Raw genomic sequence first — 16,978 nt, 5'->3', positions numbered from 1 at the left:
GGATAAACAACCTCCTCGCAGTTGGCAGGATAGTCGCGGCCTACGCGGACCGAATCCAGCGGAAACGCTTCGCGCACCTCGTGCGCCGAAACGAAATGCACACAGCGTTCGACTTCGGTCGGTATCGACAGTTCTCTGCCCCAGTCGAGATGCAGCGTTGGACCGCCAACCGACGCCACTGTGTCGAACAGTCCCATGAATCTGATTCGTACCGGCGTGCGCTCCCCATTCGAGGCCTGCCAGATCAGGCCGCTGTCCGTGCGTTGGCACTTTTTTTCGATCAACCTCCGCACAAACGCCCGCGCCTCGGTCGCACCACGCGAAAAGCCGAAGATCGAGACATCGATGAACTGCATGCAGCGCCACGAAGCCGAACTCCAGTCGAGTTCGAGTATTCGCGAGAATTCGGCCAGCGCAAACTGGATACGCATCTCGCCGCCACTGCCCAGTCCCAGCCCCCGTGCCCCGCCCTTGTCGTCCGATAGCTTGTCGGTATAACCCACGAGCTTGGGCACCTTGAACGGAGTACCCACGCCCGGAATATACGTTGGCGTGGCACCTCTCCCTTTCTGATCGGTGGTTGCGGCGCGATAGAGCTTGGCAACGTTCGAGAGGCGCTGTAACGGCTCGTCGATGTCAAGATTGGCCCGTGCCATCGAAGAAAAACGAGAGCTTGGGATACAGGCGGCACTTGGTATCAAGCAATGAGATAGGGCCTGCCTTGTTGGCAGGGGAGGACAATTCCTGCATTTTTTTCATCCCACCGAACATCGCAGCACTGCGAATTCCCTTGTCCGTAACGGGCTCATCAGCCTGGCGTACAGTCATGATGTCGCGATTCCTTTGTGGTTATTTGTCGGCACAACCCGATCGATTCGGCGAAAACGCGAGTTCCACCGTGTTTAGGTCACGCAGAATCACGCAGACGTAGGCGTCGTCTTTTCTTGGATCCGGGTCATTGTGCGGACCGCCAGAGGGAAAGTGCGTAACAAGCGTGTGCGGTTCGTCCGGCATAGTTACAGCCCTCGTCTTCGGGTCTTCTTCCCTGCCCCACGTCCACCTGACCGTCACAGGCTGTTTCCAGTCCTTCAGTCCCGGATAGCAACACGCAGCAGCGCCCCCGCCTGAGTGATCGTCAACATCCCCGGCCCAGTATTTGTCCACGAAGATGCTTACCGCGTAGCGGTCGGTATGGTTGATCGGCACCATCGCCATTGCCTGACCTTCGCTGGCAAAGGGGTCATTGGGCAAGGTATGTCCGCAAGCGGACAGCGCGATCACCGCACCAGCTGCAAGTGCAGCGGTGCGCCGGGACACCGCCAGCGAACGGGCAGCGATGAAAGAGTGCGCTGAAAGGCCCTTCTGCATTCGGGGCATCGTCCAGATTTCCTTTTTGTTGGCAGGTAGCCCATAGCAACGGCAATGGGCTGCAATTATCCGAGTTAAGTGCGATCACCTTGATAGCCGGGAGGTCGGGAAAAGGCAATGGCATTTGGCCTGCAAATTTGTCGTTTATTGTCAAGGCGCAAAATCTCCAACCCCCAGTACTCCGCTCTCTTCAGGATTCCTTGAGTTTTGGAAAGTACTATCGAGCGAATCTTCGGGCGCTGGCGGGCCATTCGCCTGGCTGTCGTGGCCGGATTAACTGCTGTGCCCGGCAGAGTGCCAGCCGTCATTGACGGGGCCTCTCATTCAGGCCGCCGACGCGCCTCGGCAACGATGTGTTGCCATTCGGACGTCGTAGAGCGCTCCCGGCAGATCACGATCAATAGTTCACCAAGGTCTTGACGCTTCTCTGCAAGACCGAGCTTGCCCCGCATCAGGCGCAGTTCGTTTTGCAGACGTGCTACACGCCTCCGCGCCTTCTGCTCTTGTAGCGAACCCGGCAGAAAGGCTTCTATGGATCGTTCGGCAGCGTCGAGCGCTCGAACAAGCTCCGCGCGTTGCTGTTTGAGCGCTTCGCGTTCGCGCCGCTTGGCGGTGTCAGTATCAGAAAGAGGGGATTGCGTTTGCTCAGGACGAGCGGGGGCCGGGCACATGGCAAGGTTGGCGTACCGGTGACAAAGGAAACCGGCGAGCACAAGCGCTCCCCCAACAAAGCCCGACCATAGCGCACATTCCGGCAAGGCCGACTTTTGCTGGCGGCGTCCAGAACAGTCTTGACGCAGCTCTTTGCTTGCCAATATGCTAATTGATGGCCAAGAAATGGAAAAACCCCGCAAGCCGAGACTTGCGGGGTTTCCACCGCCATTTCTGGCGGAGACGGAGGGATTCGAACCCTCGATCCAGGTTTTGGCCCAGATGCTCCCTTAGCAGGGGAGTGCCTTCGACCTCTCGGCCACGTCTCCCGAAAACTTCGTTCGCGCCAGGGAGGCAGCGCAACGAAGCCAAAATGATAGCGGGTTAGCGCCTTCCGGTCAATTCATACGACGCTTTTTTGCAAAGTTTTTTCTGCAAGCGCACAGCGGTCGTCGCGCGATTTACGCGTGCTCGAGGTCGAACGCCTTGTGCAGCGCGCGCACCGCCAGTTCCATGTACTTCTCGTCGATCAGCACCGAGATCTTGATTTCCGAGGTCGAGATCATCTGGATGTTGATGCCCTCTTCCGAGAGCGTGCGGAACATCTTGCTCGCCACGCCCACGTGCGAGCGCATGCCCACGCCGACCACCGAAACCTTCGACACCTTCGCGTCGCCGAGCACCTTCTCCGCGCTCACGTGGCCCTTCACCTGGTTATTCAGGACGTCGATGGCGCGCTGGTAGTCGCCGCGCGGCACCGTAAACGTGAAGTCGGTTTTGCCGTCCACGCTCTGGTTCTGGATGATCATGTCGACGTCGATGTTAGCGTCCGCCACCGGGCCGAGGATCTGATACGCGATGCCGGGCTTGTCGGGCACGCCCATCACGATGATGCGGGCCTCGTCGCGCTGGAACGCGATACCCGAGATGACTGCTTTTTCCATGGTCTCGTCTTCTTCAAAAGTAATCAGGGTGCCCGAGGACATTTCCTCGTCGAGGTTCATCATCGGGTCGGTCAGGCTGGAGAGCACACGCGTCTTCACCTGATACTTGCCCGCGAATTCCACCGAGCGGATCTGCAGCACTTTCGAGCCGAGGCTGGCCATTTCCAGCATCTCTTCGAACGTAATGCGGTCGAGACGGCGTGCGTCGTCGACCACACGCGGGTCGGTCGTGTAGACGCCGTCGACGTCCGTATAGATCAGGCATTCGTCGGCCTTCAGCGCCGCTGCGACCGCCACCGCCGACGTGTCCGAGCCGCCCCGTCCGAGCGTGGTGATGTGGCCTTCCGGGTCGATGCCCTGGAAGCCCGTGATCACGACCACCTTGCCGTCGTCGAGGTCGGCCAGCACGCGCTCGCCGTCGATGTCGTTGATGCGGGCCTTGGTGAACGAGCTGTCGGTTTTGACCGGCACTTGCCAGCCGGTGTAGCTGATGGCGTCGACGCCCGCTTCCTGCAGGGCGATCGAGAGGAGACCGACGCTCACCTGCTCACCCGTCGACGCAATCATGTCGAGCTCGCGGGGGCTGGGCTGCGGCGAAATTTCTTTCGCGAGGCCGAGCAGACGATTGGTTTCGCCGGACATCGCCGACGGCACGACGACCATCTTGTGGCCGGCCTTGTGCCATTTGGCGACGCGCTTCGCGACGTTCTTGATGCGCTCGACCGAGCCCATCGAGGTGCCGCCGTATTTGTGTACGATGAGTGCCATTGTCGTTCTGAACTGGAGATGTTACCGCGCTGGCGCACTGAAGAACCGGGCCGGCCGGACGCCTTGGGGCCACGGCGGCGGCTTCAGCGCGTGCAGCACGCGCGGGTTTTGCCTCAGGGGCGCGAAGGCCTGCGCATCGTATCCACATCGCGTCGATGCGTTTCCGATGCGTATCGATACGCGCCGAGCCTTGCACTCGCGCCCTGCCCGCATGCCGCTACGACGTCCCTGCAACCGTCGGATGCGGTTCGAAGGAGAAGTCGCGCCTTCACGGCTTACGCCGTTTTTAACGGCGTTCGTGTATATACCGTTTTTGACGGCGTTCGTGCATCCGCCGTTTTTGACGGCGTCCGTGAACGCGAAAAAGCGGGCTGGACAAACGACTTACACTACCCGATTGACGCCAAAATTACAAGACGGGACAAGCTTGCGGATGCCGATAAACGCTTGTGCGGCAAGGATTTGCGGGGCAACGATCGCCTTCCATCGGCGAACTGGGCGCTGACTGCGGGCGCGGCTTCAGGCGATCAGCCAATCTTCGCGCCATTCGATGCGACGCCAGGCCGCACCGGGATCGCCAGCCAGTGCGCCGAACGCCGACCGGCTCACGCCGATACGGGGCACGAACAGCAAGGTCTCGCCCACATAGAGCAGGGGCACATCGCGCTCCCATGCAGGCACGCCGCGCGTCTGGAACAGGTTCTTGAGCGTGCGGCTCACGTTCGCGGCTTCGTCGCGCCAGCGTTCGCCGCCGCTGCGCTCGCGCGCGACGAGCGGCGCGCTCGCGAGCACGCGCTCGGGAACGGCGTCGGCATCGTCGGGGGCAGCAGGTGCGAAAACGTAGGTCCCGCGCCATGACGGCAGGCGCCAGACCTCCTGTCCGCGCCAGATCAACGACACCGGCTTGCGCGCATGAGCGGCGCCCTCGCCTGCGCGTTCGTCGCGCGCACGCCCGGCTTCCCACGAAACGATGCCGCGATACGCGCGCAAGTGGTGTCCGGCATGATCGACGCGCAATGCGTGAGCGCTCGGGTCGTCGCGCACCACCTCGCGCAACTGCCGCAGCATATCCGCAAGCCGCGCCGCGGATGCCGCCGGCAGGCCAAGCGAGCGCATCCAGTACCGCAGCAAGTTGAGCGCGCGCGCATCGTCGAGAGCGAGCAGCGCAGCGTGTGAAAGCGCGTTGCCGCCCTCGCGTCCAGCGTCGCGCAAATCGATGCGCGCGAGATCGTCGAGCAGACGCTGCGAAGCAGCCGCATGCGCCGCCGTGCGCGCGAGCGCATCGCGATAGCCGGGGAAATGGGCCGAGAGCGCCGGCAGCACGTCGTGACGCAAGGCGTTGCGTGCGTAGCGCGTGTCGTCGTTCGATTCGTCGTCGATCCAGCGCAAGCCCTGCGCGTGCGCATACCGCTCCAGTTGCGTGCGCAACAACGCGAGCAGCGGCCGCATGCGCGCGACGCCATTTGCGCTTGCGCGCGCCGGCGCCATCGCCGCCAGCCCCGCGAGCCCGGCGCCGCGAAGCAACTGCAACAGCACCGTTTCCGCCTGATCGTCCGCATGCTGCGCGAGCCAGAGCACCTGCACGCCGTGCGCCGCGCACATCGCGTCGAGCGCGCGGTAGCGGGCATCGCGGGCGGCGGCCTCGATGCCGGCCGCGTCGTCGCGCGCCAACTCCACGCGCATCGCGTCGAACGTCACGCCATAAGCGCGCGCAGTTGCCTCGCAATGGGCGAGCCATGCGTCGGCGTTCGGGCTCAGGCCGTGATGCACATGCAGTGCGACGAGACGCGCCGCCCCGGCCACCCGCACCGCGGCGTCCAGCAGCACGGACGAGTCGAGCCCGCCGCTATACGCGATCGCGATGCGTGCGTCGCTGGCAAGCGTGGAAAGCACAACGCCGAGCGCATCGAGAACGATGCGCCCGGCGTCGGATTCGGGATGATCGGTCACAGTACGACCGCAAACGTCGAGAAGCGTTGACGTCGCGCGCCTTATGCGCCCGGCGTCGTTTCCTTGAACTTGCCGTAGGCCATCAGGCGCTCGAAACGGCGCTGCTTCAGGTCGGCGATGCTCATGCCCTGGAACTGGCGCAGCGAGTCGGCAAGCGCGCGGCGCAGCAGCGCGGCCATGCCCTTCGGGTCGCGATGCGCGCCGCCGAGCGGCTCGTTCACGATCTTGTCGATGAGGCCCAGCGCCTTGAGGCGGTGCGCCGTGAGGCCCAGTGCTTCGGCGGCTTCGGGCGCCTTCGCGGCGCTCTTCCAGAGAATCGACGCGCAGCCTTCCGGCGAGATCACCGAATAGGTCGAGAACTGCAGCATCATGACCGTATCGGCCACGGCCACGGCAAGCGCGCCGCCCGAACCGCCTTCGCCGATGATCGTCGTGATGATCGGCGTCTTGAGTTCGGCCATCACGTAGAGATTGCGGCCGATGGCTTCCGACTGGCCGCGCTCTTCCGCGCCGATGCCCGGGTACGCACCCGGCGTGTCGACGAACGTGAAGATGGGCAGGCCGAATTTTTCGGCGAGGCGCATCAGGCGTTCGGCCTTGCGATAGCCTTCCGGGCGCGGCATGCCGAAGTTGCGCGCGGCGCGCTCCTTCGTGTCACGGCCCTTCTGGTGACCGATCACCATGCAGGCCTGGCCGTTGAAGCGCGCGAGGCCGCCGACGACGGAAAGGTCGTCCGCGAACGAGCGGTCGCCATGGAGTTCGTGAAAATCGGTAAAAAGCTCGTGCACGTAATCGAGCGTGTACGGACGCTGCGGATGACGCGCGATCTGCGAAACCTGCCACGGGCTCAGGTTCGCATAGAGGTCCTTCGTGAGCTGCTGGCTCTTCTTCGACAGCCGCTCGATTTCTTCCGAAATATCGACGGCCGAATCGTCCTGAACGAAGCGCAGTTCTTCGATCTTCGCTTCCAGTTCAGCGATCGGCTGTTCGAAATCCAGAAACGTGGTCTTCATGTGTGGGAATCCTTCACTTTGCGGCAGCGCGTATTCTAACCGCGCCAGAGCGCGCCGAAATCGGCTCGGAACTATCGATTTCTTCGATCGATAGATTTTTCTTGGTAACTGGCGGCTGACACCGCCTTCACGACGGCTCGAGGCTGCGCCACATATACCAGGTCGCGACGGTACGCCACGGCTCCCAGTTGGCCGCGACTTCGCGCGCTTCGCTGCGCGTAACCGGCTCGCCGCTGAAATAGTTGACGCTGATCGCGCGGATCAGGCCCAGATCGTCGAGCGGCAGCACATTCGGGCGCGCAAGATTGAAGATCAGGAACATCTCGGCGGTCCAGCGGCCGATGCCGCGAATCGCCGTGAGCTCCGCGATCACGTCTTCATCGTCCATCGACGTCCACTTGCCGACGTGCAGTGCGCCCGAAACGAAATGCTGCGCGAGATCGAGAATGTATTCCGTTTTGCGTTTCGAGAGGCCGCACGCGGCCAGCTTTTCGTGACCGAGTTTCAGGAACTGCTGCGGCACGAGCTTCGGGCACGCGGCTTCCACCCGCTGCCAGAGCGCCTGCGCCGCGGCGGTCGAAATCTGCTGGCCGACCACCGAACGCGCGAGCGTGACGAACGGATCGTCGCGGCTCAGCAAATGCACCGGGCCGAACTTCGGAATCAGCTTCTTGAGAATGCGGTCGCGCTTGACGAGGTCCGCGCAGGCCTTGTCCCAATAGTCGGGACGCTGCACCTCGAATTCGAGATCGCCCAGCGCATTCGCCGCGGGCTCCACGGCTTCGAGCGCCGCCGGACCATTGGCGAGCACGGCCTCGATTGCCGCGCCGTCGAGCACTTCGTGCGAGCCGGACACGCCGTTGGTTTTCCCACGCGCCGGCTTCGCAGCCGGCTTTGCCGCCACCTTGCCGCCCGCTCCATTGAGCGCACGCTTTGCACCTGCGGGTGCGCCCGCGGTTCCGCCCGTTAGCGACGCAGACCGCCTGGTCTGCGTCTTCGTGGCCGTTGCCATCCTGCCTCCTGCCTCGCGAATCGATCAGTGGAAACTGGACAGCCCGCTTACACGCGGCGCCACTCGGTCAACCCGCCCGGTTTGTCTTCGAGCGCGACACCGGCTTCGAGCAGTTCGGCCCGAATCCGGTCCGCCTCCGCATACTGCTTCGCCTGCTTGGCCGCCGTGCGCGCCGCGATCTTCGCTTCGATCGCCGCCACGTCGAGCGCGCCTGCATCCTGTGCGCCCGCGGCCTGCTGCAGGAACACGCGCGGCTCGCGCACGAGCAGCCCGATCACACGTGCGAGGCGCCGCAACTGACGCGCGAGCATGACGTCGCGCGTACGGTTCACCTCGCTCGCGAGTTCGAACAGCACGGCGATCGCCACCGGCGTGTTGAAGTCGTCGTTCATCGCCGCGCGAAACCGCTGCGCGTACGGTTCATTCCAGTCAAGCTCGCCCGCGTCCGGCGTCACGTCCTTCAACGCCGTGTAAAGACGTGTGAGCGCGTTGCGCGCGTCGTCGAGATGCACGTCGCTGTAATTCAGCGGCGAGCGGTAATGCGCGCGCGCCATGAAGAAGCGCACCACTTCAGCATCGTACTTCGTCAGCACTTCGCGGATCGTGAAGAAGTTGCCGAGCGACTTCGACATCTTCTCGTTGTCGATATTCACGAAGCCGTTATGCATCCATGTATTGACGAACGTCTTGCCGGTCGCGCCTTCGCTCTGTGCGATCTCGTTCTCGTGGTGCGGAAACTGCAGGTCCTGACCGCCGCCATGAATGTCGAAGTGCTCGCCGAGCAACGTGCAGCCCATGGCCGAGCATTCGATATGCCAGCCCGGACGCCCGCGCCCATATTTCGAGTCCCAGCTCGTGTCGGCCGGCTCTTGCGGTTTTGCCCGTTTCCACAGCACGAAGTCAAGCGGATCCTGCTTGGCATCGTTCGTCGCCACACGTTCGCCCGCGCGCAAGTCTTCGATCGACTTGCCCGAGAGCGCGCCATAGTTCGCGAACTTGCGCACCGCGTAGTTCACGTCGCCATCCGCACCCTGGTACGCATAGCCGTTGCGTTCGAGCTTGCCGATCATGTCGAGCATCTGCGGGATATACTGCGTCGCGCGCGGTTCATGATCGGGACGCTCGATGCCGAGCGCGTCCGCGTCTTCGTGCAGCGCCGCGATGAAACGGTCGGTGAGCTGCTTGATCGTCTCGCCGTTTTCTACCGCACGGCGAATGATCTTGTCGTCGATATCGGTAATGTTGCGCACGTAGGTCACGTTGTAGCCGAGCGCGCGCAGCCAGCGTTGCACGATATCGAACACCACCATCACACGCGCATGCCCGACATGACAATAGTCGTACACCGTCATCCCGCAGACGTACATACGCACGACGCCGGGCTCGAGTGGCACGAAATTTTGCTTGTCACGCGCGAGCGTGTTGTAGATGCGCAGTGATTCCATAAAGACGATGGATACGTGGGTCGAAAGAAATCCGCGGCGGCGCCGACCGCAGCAAGCGGGTGGTGGCCCGCATTGTTCAGGCTGCTTCTGTCGGCGTCCGGACTGCAAACAGGTTGCTATGCTCAGCGGAGACGACCACGAGTGGCGTTGGAAAGCCCGGCGACTCGCGCAAGCGCCCGTCATGCACACGAAACGGGCGAGGGACAAAGCGCGCGACGAAAACGCACAGACCTTTTGTTAGAATGGCTCGGAGTATAACACCGCGACCTCACCCTATGAAACCTTCCAGCGGCCGCGCGCCCCGTGCTGCGACCCTTGCCGCGTCGGCTCTCTCGAGCGTCGCGATCGTGCTGTGCAGCGTGAGCATTGCGCATGCCGCGCCCCCCGCGACGTCAGACGCCACGCCAGGTGCCGACGCGGCGATCAGCCAGCACGACTGGGCTGGCGCGCTCAGCCAGCTCGACGCACGCATCAAGAGCAACCCGCGCGACGTGCAGGCGAAGTTCAAGCGCGCGACCATTCTCGCGCGCCTGAACCGCGACGACGACGCGATCGAGGCGTTCACCGAACTCACGCAGCTCTACCCCGAACTGCCCGAGCCTTACAACAATCTCGCGGCGCTTTACGCGAAGCATGGCCGCTACGACGAGGCGCGCGTCGCGCTCGAAACCGCGGTGAAGGCGAACCCGTCTTACGGACTCGCGTGGGAAAACCTGGGCGACCTGTACCTGCGTCTGGCCGATGCGTCGTACCGCCGCGCGCAAACGCTCGGCCACGCAAGCGGCACCACGCAGCAGCGCCAGGCCGACATCGCGAAGATCATCTCGCCGCCGCCCGCGCCGAAGAAGTCGAGCACCGCAGCGGCAGCGCAAGAAGCCGCATCGGGAGCGACCCCAACGGCCGTCGTGCCCGCGTTCACGAACCCCGCGTACCAGTTCGGCGGCTCGACGGGCTCGCTCGCGATGCCGCCTTTCGTGGCGCCATCGAACTAACATCTGGCGCGCAGCGTGCGCGCCGCGACACGTTTTTCCCGCACTTCCGAGGATACTCATGAAATGGTTGATGTTGGCGCTCGGCAGCGCCGCCCTGATCGCGAACGCACCCGCCTTTGCGCAAAACGGCCAGCCGGCCGCCGCGCATCCGCAAGTGCTCTTCAAGACCAGTGAAGGCGACATTCGTGTCGAGCTCTATCCGGAGAAGGCGCCCAAGACCGTCGACAATTTCCTGCAGTACGTGAAGGCCGGCCAATACAATGGCACGATCTTTCATCGCGTGATCCGCGGTTTCATGATCCAGGGCGGCGGCTACACGCAAAGCTTCGTCGAAAAGCCCACGCGTGCGCCGATCGCACTCGAAAGCAGGAACGGGCTGAAGAACCTCACGGGTACGATCGCGATGGCGCGCACGAGCGACCCGAATTCGGCCACCGCGCAGTTCTTCATCAATACGGTCGACAACGCCGGCCTCGACTATCCGAACCCGGACGGCAACGGCTATGCCGTGTTCGGCAAGGTGACGCAGGGCATGGACGTCGTGAAGAAGATCGAAGCGGCGCCCACCACCTCGCGCGGCCCGATGGCCGACGTGCCGCAAAAGGAAATCGTGATCGAGTCGGCGAGCGTCGTCGGCAAGTAAAACCGCCGCCAACACGCCGGTCAATCATCGGCTAACCGGGCGGCAGCGCCGCCCTCACCCGTCGCACGTCGCGGCGCCGGCACACGCGTTGGGCAACATGCCCCGCCTCTTGCCGATGCAGCGGCGTTCATTCCCCCAGCCACAGGCAAAGGATCCCATCATGGTCGAACTGCACACGAACCACGGCGTCATCAAGCTCGAACTGAACGCCGAGAAGGCCCCGAAGACGGTCGCCAACTTCCTCAACTATGTGAAGAGCGGCCACTATGACGGCACGGTGTTTCACCGCGTCATCGACGGGTTCATGATCCAGGGCGGCGGCTTCGACGCCGGCATGAAGCAAAAGCCGACCGAAGCGCCGATCGAAAACGAAGCGAACAACGGCCTGAAGAACGAGCGCGGCTCGATCGCCATGGCGCGCACCAACGACCCGCATTCGGCATCGGCACAGTTCTTCATCAACGTCGCCGACAACGACTTCCTGAACCACTCGTCGCCGACGCCGCAAGGCTGGGGCTACGCCGTGTTCGGCAAGGTCGTGGAAGGCCTCGAAGTGGTCGACAAGATCAAGAAGGTCAAGACGGGTTCGAAGGGCTTCCATCAGGACGTGCCGGTCGACGACGTCGTGATCGAGAAGGCTGTCGTCATCGAATAACCTTCATACCACTCACGCACCCCCTTCATCGATGCTGCAGGAAAAGGCTTTACGACACGCTGCCGCGGGCGTGCCCGGCGAGGGCAAGCGCCCGCACGCGGCTCGTCCGTTCCTGTTCATTTCCGATGTGCATCTGAATGAAGGGATTCCACGCACGGTCGCCGCGTTCGAGCGCTTCATCCGGGTCACGGCCGATCAGGCCGACTCGGTGTTCATACTCGGCGACCTCTTCGAATACTGGATCGGTGACGACATGCTCACCGATGAGTTCCCCGCGCGCATGGCTGCGCTGATGCATACGCTGTCCGAGCGCGGCATCGCGCTCTACATCATGCACGGCAACCGCGACTTTCTGATGGGCAAGCGTTTCATGAAAGCCGCGGGCGCGATCTGGCTGCCCGACCCCATCGCGATCACCGCGTTCGGCACGCGCCTCGCACTCGCACACGGCGACGCGTTGTGCACCGACGACCACGGCTATCAGCTCTTTCGCAAGCTCGCGCGAAACCGGCTCGTGCAGTTGCTGTTTCTTGCGTGGCCGTTTCGCTGGCGGCGCGCGATTGCCGAGCGGGCGCGCCGCGCGAGCGATACCAAGCGCAGCGGCCCGCGCCTGCCGAAGTACGACGTCACGGCCAAAGGCGTGACGGCGCTCTTCAAGCGCGCGCGCGCGAACACGATCGTGCACGGCCACACGCACCGGCCGGCGCGCCACCAGGAGCCCGGCGGCACGCGTTGGGTCCTGCCCGATTGGGATCTCGATCACGGCAAGCCGCGCGGCGGCTATCTGCGCGTGGATGCCGAAGGCTTCAGGGTCTTGCCGCTGGACTGAGGTCCGCCGCTCCTGGCGCGCCAGCCGCGCCACGCGTCAAACGCGCGCGGCCGCCTTCTCCTGTTCGCGGCTCGCGGCCTCGGCCTGCGGCCCACCGCATTCCAGCCCTTCTGACAAACGCCGCAATTCGGCGAGTGCCGCATCGGCGCCATGCAGCGCCTCGAGTCGCGCGCCGAGTCGCTCGAGCGCGACGACGATCGCATCGACGCGCTGGGTCTGCGTAGCCGCGTGGTCGATCAGCCCGTGGATCGCGAGCGAGACCGGGTCGTCGGCATTCGGCGTGATGCCGTAGGCGCAAAAGCCCTCGCGCGCCGAAGCCGGCCTCGCCTGCACCTGCGCGGTCTTCGCGGGCGCGACCACGCGCGCGGGGTTGCCCACCGCCGTCGCGCCTTCCGGCACCGGCTTCACGACCACGGCGTTCGAGCCGATCTTCGCCCCGGCGCCCACCGTGAAACCGCCGAGCACCTTTGCGCCCGCACCGACGATCACGCCCGCACCCAGCGTCGGATGGCGCTTGGCCCCTCGCGTGAGCGACGTGCCGCCGAGCGTCACGCCCTGGTAGATCGTGCAGTCGTCGCCGACCTCGGCCGTCTCGCCGATCACGACGCCCATGCCGTGATCGATGAATACGCGTCTGCCGATGGTCGCGCCCGGATGGATCTCGATGCCCGTCAGAAAACGCGCGATCTGCGAAACGTAGCGCGCGAGCCAGCGGCGCCTGGCGAGCCAGCACGCATGCGCGAAGCGATGCAGCACGAGCGCATGCAGGCCCGGATAGCAGGTCAGGACCTCCCACGCGCTGCGGGCGGCGGGATCGCGCTCGCGGATCGTGGCGATGTCTTCGCGAAGTCTCTTGAACATGGCAGTCACGCTATAAACGGATGAAACATGGGCAATGGCGGCCGCGCGACGCCGCTCGCGTGCACGCAAGCGGCGCAACGGCTATTGCAGCCGCGCGCATTTGCTTATGAATTTTCGCCGGTTTTCAGCCGATTGTAGGCGCAAAGCCGATTTGAAGTCGGAAGTCCCCGTCGGCGGCAAGGTTGGGCCGGCGCGCGCAGCCGTGCCGGCGCAGAGGATCAGCGGTTCTCGCCCTTGCCTTCGCCTTTGCCCTTGAACAGGAGGATGTGCTTGGCGATGCCGCGTACGATATTGACCTCCTCGCGCTCGAGCCCCGAGCGGGCGAAGAGCCGCCGCAGCCGCGACATCAGCTTCTTCGGATTGGCAGGGTCGAGGAACTCGAGCGCGATGAGCGCGTTCTCGAGGTGAACGTACATGCGCTCGATGTCGTCGCTCGTCGCGAGCGGCGACCCGGCCGCGGGCTGCGCGGCGCCGCCCGCACCGCCAGCCGCCGGCAGCGCTGCCGCGGGTGCGCTCTCCCCGAGGTACGCAAGGCGCAGTTCGTAGGCGAGCACCTGAACCGCCTGGGCAAGATTGAGCGAGCTATAGGCGGGATTGGCCGGGATATGCGCAAGCGCGCTGCAGCGCTCGACGTCGTCGTTCGACAGGCCCGTGCGCTCATTGCCGAACACGAGCGCGATGTCGCCGCCATGCGCCGCCTGGCGGCAGGCGTCCTGCACCGCCTGGCGCGGCGCTGCAGGCGGCGGGCCGTACTCGCGCGTGCGCGCCGTTAGCGCGAGCGACCATTGCACGCCCGCCAGCGCGTCGGCGAGCGTCGGCACGATGTGGGCGGCCGCGAGCACGTCGTCGGCGCCGCTCGCCATGGCCACGGCTTCCGGGTCGCAGTGGACCTGCGGCACGCGCGGCGCCACCAGCACGAGGCGCGAGAATCCCATGGTCTTCAGCGCGCGCGCGGCCGCGCCGACGTTGCCGGGGTGGCTCGGCTCGACGAGCACGAAGCGGGTGGACGTGAAGCCGCCGCGCAGCGGCTCGTGGGCGTCGCCGCCGGAAGCCGGCGCCGGTGCGTGGGGAGTTGCGTGGGAATCGGGTGAATCGGGGTGCGCCAAGATGGATCTCTAACCGCGAAAAGGAGATTGAAATGGGTATGTTAGCGCGCCTTGCGCCGCGGCGATGTCCGCTCATGCGCCGCCTGCCGCGCGAAGCCGCCGTGCGCCGCGGTTGCCCCGGGTGACGCGCCGGCCGGACGTCATATCCATGGAAATCGCGATATCCCGCCCGGGAGAAGCCATGAATTTGCCGATACTCGGGTAAAATGGCGGTTTCGCGCGCGCCGGGCGAATCGTGCAGCCGTTCAGCGACTTGCCAGGCGCCCGGCAAGTCGCTGGCACGTTGTCGGCAAACCACGCCGCCGCGCACCGCTCTTATCCAATTCGTCTCCGTTGACGGGACAGGTTCCGCAGGTCCGCTCGAGGCCCGCGCCCTGTCCAATCGTTAGACGCTTTTATCTTTTGCACCACCGGTGCGCGCATCCAGCCTTTGCGCGCGCGGGACAACAAGGATCCTGGCTCATGCATCCCATGCTCAACATCGCTGTCAAGGCCGCGCGCCGCGCCGGACAGATCATCAACCGCGCGTCGCTCGACCTCGACCTCGTGCAGGTCGCGAAGAAGCAGCACAACGATTTCGTCACGGAAGTCGACAAGGCGGCCGAAGCCGCCATCATCGAAACGCTCAAGACCGCCTACCCCGACCACGCCATCCTCGCCGAGGAATCGGGCCAGTCGGAGAACGAGTCCGAGTACCAGTGGATCATCGATCCGCTCGACGGCACCACGAACTTCATCCACGGCTTCCAGTACTACTGCGTGTCGATCGCGCTCGTGCACAAGGGCCTCGTCACGCAGGCCGTGGTCTACGACCCGACGCGCAACGACCTCTTCACCGCTTCGCGCGGCCGCGGCGCGTTCCTGAACGACCGCCGCATCCGCGTGGGCCGCCGCGACCGTCTCGCCGACGGCCTGATCGGCACCGGCTTCCCGTTCCGCGAAAAGGACGGCCTCGACAGCTACTGCGAACTGTTCGCCGAAATGACCAATGCGTGCGCGGGGCTGCGCCGCCCGGGCGCGGCCGCGCTCGATCTGGCCAACGTCGCCGCCGGCCGCATGGACGGCTTCTTCGAGCAGGGCCTCAATCCGTGGGACGTTGCTGCGGGCGGCCTGCTCGTGACGGAAGCCGGCGGCCTGATCGGCAACTACACGGGCGACTCGGACTTCCTGCACGTGGGCGAAGTCGTCGCGGGCAACCCGAAGATCTACGCGCAGATGGTGCCGATCCTCTCGAAGTACACGCGCGTGCCCAAGGCGGCGTAAGCGTTCATGTGCGTCGCGGTGCATGCCATGTTCCGCCGCGACGCGCGCAAGGTGCGCGCCAGGTCGCGCCTCGCCCACGCATACGCATACGCATCGAGCGGCTTCGGCCGCTTTTTTGTTTCGCCCGTCGCCCTGCTGCAAGAGCACCCCGCACGCATCCGATGAAAAAAGGCTTCTACACGATCATCGCCGCGCAGTTCGTGTCGTCGCTCGCCGACAACGCGCTCCTCATCGCGGCGATTGCGCTGCTCACGGTGATGGCTTCGCCCGCCTGGGTGACGCCGCTGCTGCAGATCTTTTTCACGATTTCCTACGTGCTGCTCGCACCTTTCGTGGGCGCGTTCGCCGACGCGCTGCAAAAGCGCCACGTGATGTTCGTCTCGAACGCGCTCAAGGCGTGTGGCTGCCTGCTGATGATCGCGGGCGTGCATCCGATGATCGCGTATGGCGTGGTCGGCTTCGGCGCGGCGGCCTACTCGCCCGCAAAGTACGGAATCCTGACGGAATTGTTGCCCGCCGAAAAACTCGTCGCCGCCAATGCGTGGCTCGAGTCGGCCACCGTGCTTTCCACCATCGTCGGCACGATGATGGGCGGCGCACTCGTTTCGACCTACGCCGAGCGCTTCGTCGCGCGCCATCCGGTGCCGGCGATCCATTCGGCCGCCGACCTCGCGATGCTCGCAGTCATGATCACGTATGGGTTCGCCGCAATCATCAACATCGGCATTCCCGACACGGGCGCGCGCTACGAGAACCGGCTCAGGGAACCGGCTCGCCTCATGGGCGATTTCACGCATAGCTTCAACGTTCTCTGGACCGACAAGCTCGCGCAAATCGCACTCTGGGTCACGACCCTGATGTGGGGCGCGGCGGTCACGCTGCAACTGCTCGTGCTCAAGTGGGCCGACGCGAATCTCGGACTCTCGCTCTCGAAAGCCGCCGTGATGCAGGGCGTGACAGGACTCGGCATCGCGCTCGGCGCGGGCGCGGCAGCCGCATGGGTGTCGCTGCGCGCCTCGCTGCGCGTGCTGCCCGTGGGCGTGCTATGCGGCGTGGTGGCGATCGGCATGGCGTTCTACAGCAAAGGCCTCTTTCCGCAAGGCGTTGGCGTGCGCTTCGGCACGTTCATCGTGCCCTTCTATCTGCTTTTTGCGTACCCGCTGATGGTGCTGCTCGGCGTGCTCGCCGGTTTTTTCATCGTGCCGATGAACGCCCTGCTCCAGCATCGCGGCGCGACGCTGCTTTCGGCGGGCCACTCGATCGCGGTGCAGAATTTCAACCAGAATCTCGCGGTGCTGCTCATGCTCGGCGCGTATGCGCTGCTGCTCACCGCGAAGGTGCCCGTGCAGTGGATCATCGTCGTGTTCGGCATATTCGTTTCCACGATGATCTGGCTCGCCATGCGACACAGTGCGGCAAACGCGCGCACCGTGGACCTGCAGGCGCTGGTCGACGAATGACGGGAGCGGCTGTGACGG

17 protein-coding genes and 1 tRNA gene are annotated in these 16,978 nt (G+C 64.5%); 6 read left to right on the top strand and 12 right to left on the bottom strand.

The genetic code is table 11. The features are described 5' to 3' along the window. From BHE01S_RS14175 to cysS, 10 genes are all read right to left on the bottom strand, one after another. A partial coding sequence (locus BHE01S_RS14175; protein ID WP_322787304.1) for a T6SS phospholipase effector Tle1-like catalytic domain-containing protein occupies positions 1-656 on the bottom strand: 656 nt, incomplete at its 3' end. Further along, a complete protein-coding gene (locus BHE01S_RS39655) occupies positions 637-828 on the bottom strand; it encodes a hypothetical protein (protein WP_322787303.1) in 192 nt (63 codons plus the stop codon). The genes BHE01S_RS39655 and BHE01S_RS14175, both read right to left, overlap by 20 nt. A 21-nt stretch (positions 829-849) precedes the next feature. Continuing rightward, on the bottom strand, positions 850-1,368 hold the full coding sequence (locus BHE01S_RS14170) for a DUF3304 domain-containing protein (protein WP_084068863.1): 519 nt from the start codon (positions 1,366-1,368) through the stop codon (positions 850-852). 320 nt (positions 1,369-1,688) lie between these two features. Further along, entirely contained in the window at positions 1,689-2,081 is a 393-nt protein-coding gene (locus BHE01S_RS36770) for a hypothetical protein (protein WP_245639742.1), read from the bottom strand. 173 nt (positions 2,082-2,254) lie between these two features. Continuing rightward, positions 2,255-2,348: transfer RNA gene (locus BHE01S_RS14165), tRNA-Ser, on the bottom strand. Positions 2,349-2,480: 132 nt separating this feature from the next. Continuing rightward, the gene (locus BHE01S_RS14160; protein WP_042265048.1) at positions 2,481-3,731 is read right to left on the bottom strand and encodes an aspartate kinase; all 1,251 of its coding nucleotides are present in this window, start codon (positions 3,729-3,731) and stop codon (positions 2,481-2,483) included. Between the two features lie 519 nt (positions 3,732-4,250). Continuing rightward, complete coding sequence (gene tilS, locus BHE01S_RS14155; protein ID WP_042265046.1) at positions 4,251-5,681, bottom strand: tRNA lysidine(34) synthetase TilS; 1,431 nt, start codon at positions 5,679-5,681, stop codon at positions 4,251-4,253. Between the two features lie 41 nt (positions 5,682-5,722). After that, on the bottom strand, positions 5,723-6,694 hold the full coding sequence (locus BHE01S_RS14150; protein ID WP_028204107.1) for an acetyl-CoA carboxylase carboxyltransferase subunit alpha: 972 nt from the start codon (positions 6,692-6,694) through the stop codon (positions 5,723-5,725). A gap of 127 nt (positions 6,695-6,821) precedes the next feature. Continuing rightward, positions 6,822-7,706 carry a DNA-3-methyladenine glycosylase family protein gene (locus BHE01S_RS14145; protein WP_042265044.1) on the bottom strand — a complete coding sequence of 295 codons (885 nt, stop codon included), beginning with the start codon at positions 7,704-7,706 and terminating at the stop codon, positions 6,822-6,824. A 47-nt stretch (positions 7,707-7,753) separates the two neighbouring features. Next, positions 7,754-9,151: a cysteine--tRNA ligase gene (cysS, locus tag BHE01S_RS14140; RefSeq protein WP_042265041.1), complete on the bottom strand. Its 1,398-nt coding sequence runs from the start codon at positions 9,149-9,151 to the stop codon at positions 7,754-7,756. Between the two features lie 275 nt (positions 9,152-9,426). On the opposite strand from cysS, the gene BHE01S_RS14135 reads away from it, so the two are divergent. The 4 genes from BHE01S_RS14135 to BHE01S_RS14120 all read left to right on the top strand — a co-directional run bounded on the left by BHE01S_RS14135 (position 9,427) and on the right by BHE01S_RS14120 (position 12,270). Continuing rightward, positions 9,427-10,143: a tetratricopeptide repeat protein gene (locus tag BHE01S_RS14135; RefSeq protein WP_042265039.1), complete on the top strand. Its 717-nt coding sequence runs from the start codon at positions 9,427-9,429 to the stop codon at positions 10,141-10,143. 58 nt (positions 10,144-10,201) lie between these two features. After that, positions 10,202-10,786, top strand: coding sequence for a peptidylprolyl isomerase (locus BHE01S_RS14130; protein ID WP_042265036.1), 585 nt, complete (start codon positions 10,202-10,204; stop codon positions 10,784-10,786). Between the two features lie 160 nt (positions 10,787-10,946). Continuing rightward, positions 10,947-11,441, top strand: a complete 495-nt coding sequence (locus BHE01S_RS14125; protein WP_042265035.1) for a peptidylprolyl isomerase — start codon at positions 10,947-10,949, stop codon at positions 11,439-11,441. Positions 11,442-11,472: 31 nt separating this feature from the next. After that, on the top strand, positions 11,473-12,270 hold the full coding sequence (locus BHE01S_RS14120; RefSeq protein WP_042265033.1) for a UDP-2,3-diacylglucosamine diphosphatase: 798 nt from the start codon (positions 11,473-11,475) through the stop codon (positions 12,268-12,270). Between the two features lie 36 nt (positions 12,271-12,306). Here BHE01S_RS14120 and cysE read toward each other — a convergent pair whose 3' ends face one another. Both cysE and BHE01S_RS14110 read right to left on the bottom strand, forming a co-directional pair. After that, positions 12,307-13,131, bottom strand: coding sequence for a serine O-acetyltransferase (cysE, locus tag BHE01S_RS14115; protein WP_042265031.1), 825 nt, complete (start codon positions 13,129-13,131; stop codon positions 12,307-12,309). Positions 13,132-13,349: 218 nt separating this feature from the next. Then, on the bottom strand, positions 13,350-14,237 hold the full coding sequence (locus tag BHE01S_RS14110) for an RNA methyltransferase (protein WP_167337684.1): 888 nt from the start codon (positions 14,235-14,237) through the stop codon (positions 13,350-13,352). Positions 14,238-14,699: 462 nt separating this feature from the next. Here BHE01S_RS14110 and BHE01S_RS14105 point away from each other — a divergent pair, with 462 nt between their 5' ends. Together BHE01S_RS14105 and lplT are read left to right on the top strand one after the other, a co-directional pair. Further along, positions 14,700-15,500: an inositol monophosphatase family protein gene (locus tag BHE01S_RS14105; protein WP_042265029.1), complete on the top strand. Its 801-nt coding sequence runs from the start codon at positions 14,700-14,702 to the stop codon at positions 15,498-15,500. A 161-nt stretch (positions 15,501-15,661) separates the two neighbouring features. Further along, positions 15,662-16,960, top strand: a complete 1,299-nt coding sequence (gene lplT / locus BHE01S_RS14100; protein WP_042265028.1) for a lysophospholipid transporter LplT — start codon at positions 15,662-15,664, stop codon at positions 16,958-16,960. Positions 16,961-16,978 lie beyond the last annotated feature (18 nt).

It is taken from the genome of Paraburkholderia heleia NBRC 101817 (genome assembly GCF_000739775.1).
GTDB classification, from domain to species: Bacteria; Pseudomonadota; Gammaproteobacteria; order Burkholderiales; family Burkholderiaceae; genus Paraburkholderia; species Paraburkholderia heleia.
This window is presented reverse-complemented; position numbering and strand designations above follow the sequence as displayed.

Excerpts from the sequence above, each read along its gene's own strand:
- BHE01S_RS39655 (WP_322787303.1), bottom strand. The coding sequence starts at position 828 with ATGACTGTACGCCAGGCTGATGAGCCCGTTACGGACAAGGGAATTCGC.
- BHE01S_RS14170 (WP_084068863.1), bottom strand. The coding sequence starts at position 1,368 with ATGCAGAAGGGCCTTTCAGCGCACTCTTTCATCGCTGCCCGTTCGCTG.
- BHE01S_RS14160 (WP_042265048.1), bottom strand. The coding sequence starts at position 3,731 with ATGGCACTCATCGTACACAAATACGGCGGCACCTCGATGGGCTCGGTC.
- BHE01S_RS14150 (WP_028204107.1), bottom strand. The coding sequence starts at position 6,694 with ATGAAGACCACGTTTCTGGATTTCGAACAGCCGATCGCTGAACTGGAA.
- BHE01S_RS14145 (WP_042265044.1), bottom strand. The coding sequence starts at position 7,706 with ATGGCAACGGCCACGAAGACGCAGACCAGGCGGTCTGCGTCGCTAACG.
- cysS (WP_042265041.1), bottom strand. The coding sequence starts at position 9,151 with ATGGAATCACTGCGCATCTACAACACGCTCGCGCGTGACAAGCAAAAT.
- BHE01S_RS14135 (WP_042265039.1), top strand. The coding sequence starts at position 9,427 with ATGAAACCTTCCAGCGGCCGCGCGCCCCGTGCTGCGACCCTTGCCGCG.
- BHE01S_RS14130 (WP_042265036.1), top strand. The coding sequence starts at position 10,202 with ATGAAATGGTTGATGTTGGCGCTCGGCAGCGCCGCCCTGATCGCGAAC.
- BHE01S_RS14125 (WP_042265035.1), top strand. The coding sequence starts at position 10,947 with ATGGTCGAACTGCACACGAACCACGGCGTCATCAAGCTCGAACTGAAC.
- BHE01S_RS14120 (WP_042265033.1), top strand. The coding sequence starts at position 11,473 with ATGCTGCAGGAAAAGGCTTTACGACACGCTGCCGCGGGCGTGCCCGGC.
- cysE (WP_042265031.1), bottom strand. The coding sequence starts at position 13,131 with ATGTTCAAGAGACTTCGCGAAGACATCGCCACGATCCGCGAGCGCGAT.
- BHE01S_RS14105 (WP_042265029.1), top strand. The coding sequence starts at position 14,700 with ATGCATCCCATGCTCAACATCGCTGTCAAGGCCGCGCGCCGCGCCGGA.
- lplT (WP_042265028.1), top strand. The coding sequence starts at position 15,662 with ATGAAAAAAGGCTTCTACACGATCATCGCCGCGCAGTTCGTGTCGTCG.